Annotated in this window: 12 protein-coding genes; 5 read left to right on the forward strand and 7 right to left on the reverse strand. The window is 66.0% G+C overall.

From position 1 onward, the window contains the following. The first annotated feature begins 1 nt into the window (after position 1). Together NLR35_RS29015 and NLR35_RS29020 are read left to right on the forward strand one after the other, a co-directional pair. Positions 2-358, forward strand: coding sequence for an Hpt domain-containing protein (locus NLR35_RS29015; protein WP_257169961.1), 357 nt, complete (start codon positions 2-4; stop codon positions 356-358). After that, complete coding sequence (locus NLR35_RS29020; protein ID WP_257169962.1) at positions 355-2,721, forward strand: ATP-binding protein; 2,367 nt, start codon at positions 355-357, stop codon at positions 2,719-2,721. The genes NLR35_RS29015 and NLR35_RS29020 overlap by 4 nt, the downstream gene beginning before the upstream one ends. Positions 2,722-2,911: 190 nt before the next feature. Here the strand turns inward: NLR35_RS29020 and NLR35_RS29025 are convergent, their stop codons facing one another. The 6 genes from NLR35_RS29025 to NLR35_RS29050 form a co-directional block, all read right to left on the reverse strand. Continuing rightward, a complete protein-coding gene (locus NLR35_RS29025) occupies positions 2,912-4,528 on the reverse strand; it encodes a rhodanese-like domain-containing protein (protein ID WP_257169963.1) in 1,617 nt (538 codons plus the stop codon). Continuing rightward, a complete protein-coding gene (locus NLR35_RS29030; RefSeq protein ID WP_257169964.1) occupies positions 4,488-5,075 on the reverse strand; it encodes a cysteine dioxygenase in 588 nt (195 codons plus the stop codon). Before NLR35_RS29030 ends, NLR35_RS29025 begins: the two co-directional genes overlap by 41 nt. A 49-nt stretch (positions 5,076-5,124) precedes the next feature. Beyond that, entirely contained in the window at positions 5,125-5,286 is a 162-nt protein-coding gene (locus NLR35_RS29035; protein WP_257169965.1) for a hypothetical protein, read from the reverse strand. A gap of 92 nt (positions 5,287-5,378) precedes the next feature. After that, complete coding sequence (locus tag NLR35_RS29040) at positions 5,379-5,897, reverse strand: hypothetical protein (protein WP_306577785.1); 519 nt, start codon at positions 5,895-5,897, stop codon at positions 5,379-5,381. A gap of 2 nt (positions 5,898-5,899) precedes the next feature. After that, positions 5,900-6,280: a hypothetical protein gene (locus NLR35_RS29045; protein WP_257169967.1), complete on the reverse strand. Its 381-nt coding sequence runs from the start codon at positions 6,278-6,280 to the stop codon at positions 5,900-5,902. A 175-nt stretch (positions 6,281-6,455) separates the two neighbouring features. Continuing rightward, the gene (locus NLR35_RS29050; protein WP_257169978.1) at positions 6,456-6,860 is read right to left on the reverse strand and encodes a nuclear transport factor 2 family protein; all 405 of its coding nucleotides are present in this window, start codon (positions 6,858-6,860) and stop codon (positions 6,456-6,458) included. Positions 6,861-6,995: 135 nt separating this feature from the next. Between NLR35_RS29050 and NLR35_RS29055 the strand changes: the two genes are divergently transcribed. Beyond that, entirely contained in the window at positions 6,996-8,606 is a 1,611-nt protein-coding gene (locus NLR35_RS29055) for an FAD-dependent oxidoreductase (protein WP_257169968.1), read from the forward strand. Between the two features lie 25 nt (positions 8,607-8,631). Next, positions 8,632-10,350: an ATP-binding protein gene (locus tag NLR35_RS29060; protein WP_257169969.1), complete on the forward strand. Its 1,719-nt coding sequence runs from the start codon at positions 8,632-8,634 to the stop codon at positions 10,348-10,350. A gap of 106 nt (positions 10,351-10,456) precedes the next feature. On the opposite strand, the gene NLR35_RS29065 is transcribed toward NLR35_RS29060, so the two are convergent. Further along, complete coding sequence (locus NLR35_RS29065; RefSeq protein ID WP_257169979.1) at positions 10,457-11,101, reverse strand: glutathione S-transferase family protein; 645 nt, start codon at positions 11,099-11,101, stop codon at positions 10,457-10,459. 194 nt (positions 11,102-11,295) lie between these two features. Between NLR35_RS29065 and NLR35_RS29070 the strand changes: the two genes are divergently transcribed. Next, positions 11,296-11,739 carry a Rieske 2Fe-2S domain-containing protein gene (locus NLR35_RS29070; RefSeq protein WP_257169970.1) on the forward strand — a complete coding sequence of 148 codons (444 nt, stop codon included), beginning with the start codon at positions 11,296-11,298 and terminating at the stop codon, positions 11,737-11,739. Positions 11,740-11,998: the final 259 nt, after the last annotated feature.

Consider the following 11,998-nt stretch of genomic DNA (forward strand, 5'->3'; position numbering starts at 1 on the left):
CGTGAGCGTTGCCGCCGCCGTCCCGCTGATCGATCAGGATCAACTCGAGCTCCTGCAAGCCGCGCTCGATCCGGACGAGCTGCGCGCGATGCTGGTCGCGCTTCCCACAGCCGCCGCGGCCGGGCTCGCCGCCATCGAGGCCGCGCTCGCCGCCGGCGATCTGCCGCAGGCCCGCAAGGCGGCCCATGTCCTGAAAGGCTCCTCGTCCAGCCTCGGCGCCGCGCGCCTTGCAGAGCTGGCGCGGATGATCGAGCTCGAGCTGGCAACGGCTGACGAGATCGCCGCGCACCTGCCGCCTCTCGGCGAGACCATCGGCGCCACGACCGATGCGCTGACGCGCGCGGCAGAACGCCTATGAGGCCGGCAATCTCCAGCGAGGTGCCAAGTCCGTCCTGCGCCGATCCCGGCGGCAGACCGCGGCTGGTGCCGGCTGCGGTCGAGCCGGGCGCACGGCTCCGGACCGTCGTGACCTCCGTCGGGACCGCGTCGCTCACCATCATCGCGATCGAGCAGATGACGGATCTGAAGCACGACTGGCTGGTCTCGCTGCTGATGCGTGCGGTCGCCGTCGTCCTCATCATGGTCGTATTGACGTCGATGCTGATCCGCAACAGCCGCCACGCGGCGGCGATGACGGAGGTTCTGAGACAGCAGAACGAGCAGTTGGCGCAGACGACGAAGCTCCTCAACGAGGCGCAACGGATCGGCCGTATCGGCCATTGGATGACGGCGGAGGGCGGCGAGTCCGCGGTCTGGTCCGAGGAGCTGTTCGACATCACCGGCCTGGAGCACGAGCCCAGCGTCGCCTTCACCAGGATGATCGAGATCATCCACCCGGACGATGTGAGCGGCTACATCCGCGCGAGGCATCGCATGCTGGCGACGGGCGGCGCGCTGAAGCAGGATATCCGCATCGTTCGTCCGGACGGCGAGATCCGCTGGATCCGGGTCGTCGCCGACCCGACGGACGATATCGACGGCGGATTCCGCGAGCGCTTCGGCATCGTCCAGGACATCACCGAACGAAAGCTGGCGGAGATCGGCGCCGATCAGGCACAACAGCTGCTGCTCGACGCGATCGAGGCGCTGACCAAGGGATTCGTTCTGTTCGACAAGGACGACCGCTTCGTGCTGTCGAATACGCGATTTCGTGAGATGTTTCCGGGGTGGGCGACGCTGATGCGGCCCGGCATCCCGTTCACCGACCTGATGCGGAAGGCGCATGATCACGGGCTGATCCGTTCCAAAGGTGACGGCTTCGAGGACTGGCTCGCGCGCAAGCGCGCCTGGCATCTCGGCGGCAGCCGCATGATCGAGCACCGCGAGCTCAACGGACGCTGGATTCAGAGTGTCGACCACCGGATCTCCGACGGCGGCACCGTCTGCCTCGTAACCGACATCACCGCCTTCAAGACGGTCCAGGCGGAGCTCGAGCAGAAGCTCGCTTATGTCGAAGCGATCCGGTCCGACCTCGAGGGGCAGAAGCGGGAGCTCGAGGCGACGGGCGCCGAGCTGCGCGCCGCGCGTGATGCCGCCGAAGCCGCCAACCGCGCCAAATCCGACTTCCTCGCGATCATGAGCCACGAGATCAGGACCCCGCTCAGCGGCATGGTCGGCATGGTCGATCTGTTGCGAGGGACCTCGCTCACCGAGGAGCAGAAGCGCTACACCGCGCTCGCCAAGGAATCCGCCGACCTGCTGCTCGAGGTCATCAATGACATCCTCGACTTCTCCAAGCTCGAAGCAGGCCGCCTGCAGTCGGAATGCATCGACTTCGATGTGTCGAACCTGGTCGAGAGCGCGGCCTCGTTCATGGGCGAAAAGGCCAAAAAGAGGGGGCTCGATCTCAAGGTCAGCCTGGCGCCGGGATTGCCGCGCTTCCTCAAGGGGGATCCGACGCGGATCCGGCAGGTGATGCTGAACCTGGTCGCCAACGCCATCAAGTTCACCGAGCAGGGCTCCATCGAATTGCGTGCCGGACATCGCGAGCAGGACGACGGCGCAATCGTACTCAGGATCGAGGTGATCGACACCGGCATCGGGATGTCGCCGCAGATCCAGGCTCAGATCTTCGATCCGTTCGTCCAGGCAGATACCTCGATCTCGCGCAAATATGGCGGCAGTGGCCTTGGGCTTGCGATCTGCAAGCAGCTCTGCACCATCATGGGCGGCAGCATCGGCGTCGACAGCGAGCTCGGCCGCGGCAGCCGTTTCTGGTTCGAGGCGATGTGCCAGCTCGGCCAGAAGCCGGTGCTCCTGGGCGAGCCCGTCATGCTGTCATCGGACCGGGCGCTCGAAATCCTGGTCGCGGAGGATAGTCCGATCATCGTGACCTTGATTCACAGCCTTCTGGTGAAGCAGGGATTCAAACCGACCATCGTCGCCAATGGCATCAAGGCGGTGGCGGCGGTGTCCGAGAAGCCCTACGATCTCGTGCTGATGGACGTGCAGATGCCGGAGATGGACGGCATCTCTGCGACCAAGGCAATCCGCCAGCTGCCGGGCCCCGAGCGCCACGTTCCCATCATCGCGCTGACCGCCAACGCACTGGTCGGCGAGCGTGAGACCTATCTCGCCGCCGGCATGAACGACTACGTCACCAAGCCGATACAGCCGCCGCTGCTGTTCGACGCCATCCGGCGCTGGGCGCTGCCGCAATATGCCGACGCACCGCCGCTGCAGCCCGGCCGCCTCGGCCAGCTCGATATGTTCGTGTCGTAACGCCGGTCGACGCGCGCGCCACTTCTGCGATTGTTTTGCCGGCGACGACGAGGCCGAAGCGAAAATCGTAGGGTGGGCAAAGCGACGCCGTCAGGCGGCGCGTGCCCACCATCTTATCCATTGCGCGGTCAATGGTGGGCACGCTGCATTCGCTTTGCGAATGCCGCTTTGCCCACCCTACATTGTCGAACTACACGACGTGGAAGTTCGAGACCGAGTCGTTGGCGAGCTGGGCGACCAGCTGAAGCTCCCAGTCGATATAGGCCTGCATCGCCTCGGCGGCATTGTCGGTGCCTTCATAGGGGCGCTTGTAGACGTCGTCGGGCGTCGAGATCCATGACGCCTGATCCGTTTCAAGCGCATGGCCTGCTTGCGTCCAGGCCCGGGTGCCTCCCGTGAGCACGCGCAGCTGCCGCGTGGTCGCAAGACGCGCATCGGCCAGTGCAAAGGCGGCTTCATCACCGTCGCTGCTCGTCAGCACGAGTGGTCCGCCGCCGGACAGCTTCGCCAGATCAGCCGCGAAGCGCGAGGCCAGGACGAAATGCGCGCCCGCGATGTGCCCGGCCCTGTAGCTCGGGCTGCGCGTGAGATCGACGATCGTCCACGCGGGCCGGTCGGCGGCGAGCTCGGCGACACCGATCGCGGCGGCGCCGACGTCCGGCAACGGTGGCCGTCGCGGCGCGCGGATCTCGGTCTCCGTCGGCGCGACCACATCGGGCCCGATGATCGATGCATCCCAGCCCATTTGCGTCAGCCAGGACGCCGTCATGCGCGCGCGCACGCCGTCATCATCGAACAGCACCAGCCGGGCACCGCGCACGCCGACCCATTCGTCTGTCGCCTGCACCAATTGTCCGCCCGGCGCCGAGGCGAACCCCGCCGGATGGCCGGCGGCGTATTCCTCGGGCGTGCGCACGTCGAGGGAATACAGCGTGCGCGTGTCGGCCTCGGCCTGATAGCGCGCGAAGGTCGCGGCATCGAGCACCTTGACGCCGACGCGCTCCGCCCACGCCTTCGCGTCCGCCAGCGCCGTCGCGTAGCTCGCCTGCGGCCGGTCCAGCATGCGGGCGGTCTTGCCGCGCTCGACCTGGTGGCCCGCGAGCGTCCAGCCGATCGTGCCGTTGCGCAGCGCGTAGATCTTGTTGCGCAAGCCCGCATTGATCAGCGACTGCGTGCCGATGATCGAGCGCGTGCGACCGGCGCAATTGACAATGATCGTGGTGTCCGGCGACGGCGCGATCTCGCGCGCCCGGAAGGCGAGCTCGCCGCCGGGCACGCTGACGCCGCGCGGAATGCTCATGGTGCGGTATTCCTCGAAGCGGCGGGCGTCGAGCACCACGAGATTGCTCTCGCGCTCGATCAGCGCCTTGGCCTCGTCGGCCGACAGCGACGGCGTATGCCGGATGGCCTCGACGAGCTCGCCGAACGCCTTGCTCGGCACGTTGACGTCGCGGAACACCTCGCCGGCACGGGCATAGCCCGACAGCCCGCCGTCGAGAACAGCGACATCGGTATAGCCGAGCGCACGGATGCGCGGCACGGCGCGCGCGGCGTAGCCTTCGCCGTCATCATAGACGACGATCGGCACGGTCAGCCGCGGGATCAGGTCGAGGATGCGCAGCTCGATCTGGGAGAGCGGCAGCGACACCGCAAAGAACGGGTGCGACAGCGAGTAGGGGCCTTCCTCACGGACGTCCAGCAGCGCGACCTCTTCGCTTGCGCGCCAGCGCCGCCGCAGCTCGGTCGGAGTGATGATCGCAACATCGTCAGGCGTTGCGGTCGGGCCAGAGGTTGGGGACGCTGTCATTCGAATATCCGGAAATGAAGTCGCTGGCGGCGCCGGTGTCCGGATCATATACCGCGCGACGGATGCGGCCGATATTGCCGCCATAGACGTGGATGCTGATCGAGGAGCGGTCCGCCAGACCGTTGGAGATGGCGTGGATGTCGCCAATCTGTGGCGACACCGCGGCGGTTTGTCCAGCCTGTAGCCGCTCCTGCGGCCCTGCTTGCAGCCGGCCGTCCGGCTGCCGCGCATAGCTCACCGCGCGTTCCTCGCCGCGCAGCACGCCGACCAGCCCCCAGACGCGATGATCGTGCACCGGCGTGCCCTGGCCCGGCCCCCAGACGAAGCTCACGATCGAGAACCGGTCGAGCGGGTCGGCATAGAGCAGATATTGCCGGTAACGGTGACCGTCAGCCACGGCATAGGCCTCGGGCAGCCAGTCGTCATGCGTGACCAGCTGCTTCAACCTGGGAGCCAGGACGGCCAGCAGCTCCGGCTCGTTTGTCGTGGTTGCGACGAGGCGTGCGGTGTCGGCGACGAAGTCGCGGAGACGCGCGATGTCGGTCATGTCGGAACTCGTGTGGTGTTGGAAGTGGCGGGCCGCGCCGATGGTGTGCTCAGACGTGGGGACCGAGCATCGCGATGTAGAACAGGTCCTCGTGCGACAGCTCTGCGGCCGGGCGCGGCACGATGAGCTCGCGCCGGGCCTCGCTCGAGTCAGTCAGCCGTTGCGGCAGCAGATGACCGAGCCAATGACCAAGCCATGAGACGTAGTGCATGACCGCCTCCGCGCGATGACATCACTCAAAAGCTACCACGCTGCGGCCGCCATCGAACAGAGCCGGCCGCGGGACGAATGCAGTTTGACAAATCATGCTCGCTGAAGCGCGGCGTCGGAAAATTCCTTTTCTGCGTCATGCAGGTCGCACTGCGCCGCTTCTCCGGTCGTCGTGTCGGGATCGGCATTCCGGCCCATCAGGCTCTCGGACCAATGGGTGCGGAAGGCCATCCAGGAGGCGTGATCCTGGAATGCGACCTCGGCGGACCACTCGACCGTCACGGCGCCGCTCGGCCAATAGCGTTCCCGATCATGCCAGCACACCACGGGCCAGCGCGGATTGCGATACGAGCGACCGCTCTCGTCATGCAGCGAGGGCCGGCCGAGATGATCGATCAGCCAGGACATCACCTCGGGCAGGAACGTCGCGGCAAACGAGACGCCGTGCCGTCCGAGCCGCTGCGGCATGCGCATGATGCGTTGGTCGATGATGGCGAACGCCGGCGGCACGGCGCCGACATTGAACTGCCGGATCATCAGCACGCGGAAACCGCAGTCGCACAGATCGGCCGGCACGGCATGGATTGCGGTCGGTTGAAGTGGAGCCGTCATGTTCATACCAGTGCTCCCTTCGCCTGTTCGAGCATGTGGTCGGGTGAGAGTGCGGCGCCGTCCCGCTGGACGATCGCGCCGAAGGCCGTTGTAAGGGCTGCGCACACGGCCAGCGCCGCGGCCTCCTCGCGCGGATCGCCGCCCCATTTGAATGTCATCATCACGTCGCGTGCATCGTCGCGCGGCGCGGAACAGTCCGCGAAGCGCAGGTCGAAGCCGGCGTCCTCGCCGTCGAACGTGCACGGCAGATAGCCCGCGGTCTTGAGAGGCACATAATCGTCGTCGACCGTGAGAGCGAAAGGAAGACGGTCGATGGCCTGCTGCAGCGCTGCGCGCGCCGGCACATCGCTGCGCTTCAAATAGGCGGTCAGTACACGTGCCATCCTTGTCTCCCGTCCGATGTCGCCCGTCGGCCTGTGCACGACGCTGTACGCTGCGTGCGCCGGCCCTGCGCGGAGACGGCAATCCGGCCCGTATCCGACGCAACGACAATCAACAATCTCCGACATTGCTGCCGGTCAGGGAGAGCAGATCAAGTTTCGTGCCAACGGCAGACGATCAGTGCAGGCTGTGGCCGTCCGGATCATCGTCCGGCGTTGCGAGCTGAGCGATCGGGCTGGATTGATGATGGACCATGCGCCAGCGGCCATCGATCCGCGCGAAGTGATTGGACGCGGCGAGAGCGGCGCCGTCGACCAGCTCGATGCACAGCACGTGGCCGTGATCCCCGTCGACGATCGCGTGCGGATCAGCGCAGACGATCTGCGGCCGCGACGGATTGGCGAGGATGTCGCGCCAGCTGCCGATCACGGCGGTGCGGCCCACGATGGCCGGCCAGCCCGGATGAATGCAGGAGATGCCGTCACGATCAGCCCAGAGCGCCGCGAGCGCGGCAAAATCGCCGGCCGCGAAGGCTGTGTAGAAGGCCGTATTGGCGGTCAGGATCTGGCTCTCGTCGCTCATCGGCATCAGGTGGGGCAACCCCTTGCGAAAATCAAGCAATGTTTGGAACCGCACATGCGGGGCTCACAAAAACTTGCAAGCTTCTTGCAAGACCCGGTCGAGATGACATCGCAACGCATCAATCGAGGTCTTGTCATGCTTGAAACGGCCATTGTCGGCGGTGGATTGTGCGGAATGGCACTCGCGCGCAGCCTGCAGCAGCGCGGCGGCACGTTCGCCTTGTTCGAAGCCCGACATCGCCTCGGCGGGCGGGTGTTGTCGGCCAGGAGCAACGCGGGGCTCGCGCTGGACCTCGGTCCGACCTGGTTCTGGCCGGAGACCCAGCCGTTGCTGACCGGCCTCATTGCGGAGCTCGGCCTGTCGCATTTCGGCCAGCACGACGACGGCACGGTGCTGCACCTCAAGGAAGCCGACAAGACGGCCGAGCAGATCAGCGGCCCGCCGATCCATCAGGGCGCGCGCCGGCTCTCCGGCGGCATGACCCGGCTGATCGAGGCTCTGGCGCGCGACCTGCCGCAGGCCTGCCTTCATCTCGGTCATGAGCTGATGCGCATCGTCGACTGCGGCACGCATGTGCGGCTGATCTTCGCCACCGAGGCGGAATCGGTCGCGGTCGAGGCGAAGCGCGCCGTCCTGGCGTTGCCGCCGCGGCTCCTGATCGATCATGTCGGATTCTTTCCGGCGCTCGACGACGCGACCTTCGAGGCGATGCGCAATGCCGAGACCTGGATGGCGGCGCAGGCCAAGGTCGTGATCGCCTATGAGCAGGCGCATTGGCGCGACAAGGGCCAGTCGGGCAACGCCTTCGTCAGTCACGAGCAGGCCGTGGTCGGCGAGATCTTCGACGCCTGCGACGAAGGCGGCGATCGCGCGGCGCTCGGTGGCTTCCTCGCTTTTTCTCCCGATCTGCGCGAAGCCTTCAATGTCGGCTTGCCGATGCTGATGGACAGCCAGATGGTGCAGCTGTTCGGCGCAGCGCTGGACGGCGGAGAACAGCATTATCAGGATTGGGCGACCGAGCGCTTCACCTGCAGCGCGCTGGACCGCACCACGCCGCGCGGCGAGCACAGCGAGATCGCCAATCCGATGCTGCGGCGGGCGCTGTGGGAAGGCCGGCTGCATCTCGGCGGCGCGGAGACCGCAAGCCATGCCGCCGGCTATCTCGAAGGCGCCGTGAACGCCGCCAAGCGCATCGAGCGGGCGCTCGCGCGCGCCGCCACCGAGACTCCGGGCGGACGCATGGTTGCGGCCGGCGAGAGGCTGTCCGGCAACGCCGCGAGCCTCGCCTGGTTCGCCTCCTGGGTCGCAGCCCAACGCGATGCGGCGTTCGACGACTATCGGCAGCGGCTGAACCGCAGCCTCGCCACCCAGCAGCGCGAGCAGCTGACGCAGCTCGCCGTTCTCGGCGCGATGGAGCAGGTGTTCGCGACGGCGCTGCAAGTGCTGGACGCGCTGACCTTCGACATGCGCGATGTCACGGTGGAACGCGGACGCTCGGCGCTGATGCCGGAGATCCAGAAGCCGTTCCGCGATCTCATGCAATCGCTGCTCGACGATGCCGTCGCCTTCAACCGGACATCCTGTGCGCTGTCGAACTTTCCGTTCGAGCACAAGCCGTCGAAGGATTACGTGCAGACCATCCTGCGCGACGTCGCCGCCGCCTGGCAGGAGTTCTCGCTTGCCGCCAACCGCCTGCTGCTCGCGAAAAGCGAGGCGCTCCGCCAGCCGACGGGCGTGTCGTCATGAATGTGCCGGGGATGAGTGACGACAGATGAAGCTGCAGATCGAACGTCCGACCGTCGAGGCCATGGCGGCTGCCTTTCCGCATCTCGCCTCGCTGACGGAGCAGCTGCGCTTCGGCGACAAGGTCGAGGTGAACCTCGCGCAGCTCGCGGCAGCCGAGCTCGACTTCCTGCGGGACAGTTACCAGAAGGCGGGACCCGAATGGCACGCTCGCGCGGCGCATATCGCGACGCTGCAACGCGCCTTCAGCGATTCCGGTACGCGCTTTTCGGAGAACGAGCTCGAGCAGGTGCTGCCGGCGATCGCACGCTATCTGATTTCGGGTGCCATTCGCGGCTGGATGTTCACCGCCAACGTCGCCAGCCGGCCGCTGCCTTATGTCGTCACCCGGCTCGACTACACGGCGCCGTCGAACGACGAGGCGGGCCGGGTTTTCATCGAGCTCAAGGCCAATGCCAAGGGCGCGATCACGACATCGACGCTGCGGATTTCCGCCGGCGACATCGTCGGCAAGACGGTCGCCGAGATCTTCGCCGCGAAGGGCTTCCTCAAGGAAACGCCCGAGCTGATTGCCGCCTATGACGAGACGGCGGAGCGCTACTTTGCCTGGCGCGGCCGCTACGGCGCGCAGTTCTCCGGCCGCGGCATCGGCTTCTTCGCCGACGATCCGAACGCGTCGCATCGCGACATGGACTGGTCGCGCAAGGATGTCATCGTGCTGTCGTCCGGCGGCGGGACGGCGCGTCTCGTCAACGACGAGGGTATCCTGACCGAGCGCGCGCTGACGCTGGAGGTGACCGGCGACCTTCTCGGGCAGTATCTGCGCAAGGCCGCCAAGAGCAATCTCTACGATGCCGAGCAGGAGGTCGAGGAGTCCAAGGCCGCGATTCCGAAAGGCGTCTTCTGCCGCATTCCCGTCCATCCATACATGCTGATGTTCCATCTCGACCTGCACCATTATCTCTGGGTGCATGCCGATGACATGACGCCTTATGCCTATCAGCCGGAGCTGAAGCAGAAGCTGGTGCTGCCGGAGGAGCAGACCGACCTGATCGACATCCTCACCGCCGAGATGGACCTGCTGATGGACGACATCGTCGCCGGCAAGTCGGGTGGCACGACGGTGCTGTGTGCCGGGCCTCCAGGCGTCGGCAAGACCCTGACGGCGGAGGTCTATGCCGAGATCATCGGCCGGCCGCTGTATCGCGTGCACTCCGGCCAGCTCGGCCTCAGCGTCGCGGCGATGGAGAGCGCACTGAAGGACGCGCTGACGCGCGCCCAGCGCTGGGGCGCGGTGATGCTGATCGACGAGGCCGACGTCTACATCAAGCGGCGCGAGGACGACATGACGATGAACGCCGTCGTCGGCGTGTTCCTGCGCGTGCTCGAATATTTCAATGGCCTCTTGTTCCTCACCACGAACCGCATCGACGACATCGACGAAGCGATCGTCTCGCGCTGCATCGCGCTGATCAAGTTCCAGGCGCCGGACGCCGACGCGCGCAGCCGGATCTGGCGGGTGATGTGCGATCAGTTCGGGCTGAACGTCGAGACCGCGGTGATCGCGCAGCTGGTCGAGATCTTCCCCGGCGCCTCGGGCCGCGACATCAAGGGCCTCGCCAAGCTCGTTGCCAAATACTGCCACCACAAGAGCGTCCGCCCGACCATCGCCGTCTTCCGCCGCTGCGCCATCTTCCGCGGCATCGACCTCGGCGATCACGAGCAGATCGCGGAGGCGGCGGAGTAGATCCGCTCAAGCATGGTCCGGAAAAGCGCGCAGCGGTTTTCCGAAAAGATCATGCGCAAACAGCAACCTAAAGCGCGATGATGATCCATCCTGGTCTCGTCGCGCTTTAGGCGCGGCTGGTCTGCCCCAGCGTCGCGGGATTGTATCCTTCCTCGCGCAGCACGCGCTGCACGACCTGGCGGGCCAACATCCGCCGGTAGTGCGCGAGCAGGTTGGCGGGCAGGGCGATGTCGGTCTTGTCGGCCCAGAACGCGACATAGAACAGGATCGGATCGGCGACCGAGAAATCATCGCCGAGATAAGTCCGCTCGCCGAGCATCCTGCTCAGGATCGCAAAGCCCTTTACGACGATGTTGCGGCCGAGCGCGCGCACCGACTCCTGGTCGGCCTCGTTGCGGCTGAAGGTCGGCGTGGCGAAGATGCGCGCGAAGCCGTGACCGTGCACGGTGCCGGCGATGTAGGTCATGGCCTCGAGCAGCCGCGTTTCGGTCTCGAGATCGGACGGCCACAGCTTCGCGCGCGGCCGTGAGCGGCCGAGCCAGTAGGCGATCGCGGGCACTTCGGTCAGCACGCTGCCGTCTGGCCGCACCAGCGCGGGGATGGTCGATTTCGGATTGATTGCGACGTAGTCCGGCTTGAAATTGTCGCCGGCCGGCAGGTTGACGATATGGGCCTCGAACACCTCCTCGAGCTCTTCGAGGATGATGTGGATGCCGGTCGAGCACGACCCCGGCGTCATGTAGAACTTCATCGCGGCCATCATTGTCTCCAAGCCGACATCGCGCATGCTTTCAGGCGCACACGGCATGCTTCATGCAAAGATCGGGACAGATCGAGAATGACGCGCCGGCGCTCACCCAAATCGGGCTGCTATCGTCAGGTTTGCGACAGGAGATGTCCAGAGGGCCTCGCTGCTCCCGTCGTGCCGTTCAGGGAGACCAGCGCATGACGGAACGTGAGCCGGAAGTCTTCGTCATCTGTCCGACCGGGAGCATCGCCAAGGGCGAAGCCAAGGCGTTCAGCCTGTCGCGCATCGGAGACAATGGCGAGGCGCGGCCGTTTCCGATCGTGATCATCCATACCGCCGCAGGCGGCTTCGTCGGCTATGTCAACAGCTGCCCGCATGACGGCAAATGGCTGAACATCGGCAGCGGCCAGTTCTTCAATGCCGAGCAGACCCGGCTCCGCTGCGGCCGCCACGGCGCCACGTTCGAGATCGAGACCGGCCTCTGCAACGCCGGCGCCTGCGAAGGCCAGAGCCTCCAGCCGATCGCTCTCGCCGTCATCGACGGCGACATCTGCCTCTGCGGCGTCGCGCTTGTCGAGGATATCGGCTTTCCGTTCGACGATCTCGACGAGACCATGGAGATCATGATCCATCCGGATTGAGCGGGATGCCTCCGTCCTGCCGTGCGCATCTCGACCTCTCTCAAAAGCAGACTTGCGAGGGAGACGTAAGCTGCGGCGTCTCGGACAGTCCGCTCCCTCTCCCCGTTCTTACGGGGAGAGGGTCGGGGTGAGGGGCCGCGACACGGGCAGACTTAGTTATTTGCACCATCTTCTATGCATTCGAGAAACGGCATCGCCGAGTCGGCGAGCTCTTCCGGTCTGTGGTTCCGCAGGTGCAGACTCGCACCGCCCGTGCCGC

Source organism: Bradyrhizobium sp. SRS-191 (assembly GCF_024586915.1).
Classification (GTDB): Bacteria; Pseudomonadota; Alphaproteobacteria; order Rhizobiales; family Xanthobacteraceae; genus Bradyrhizobium.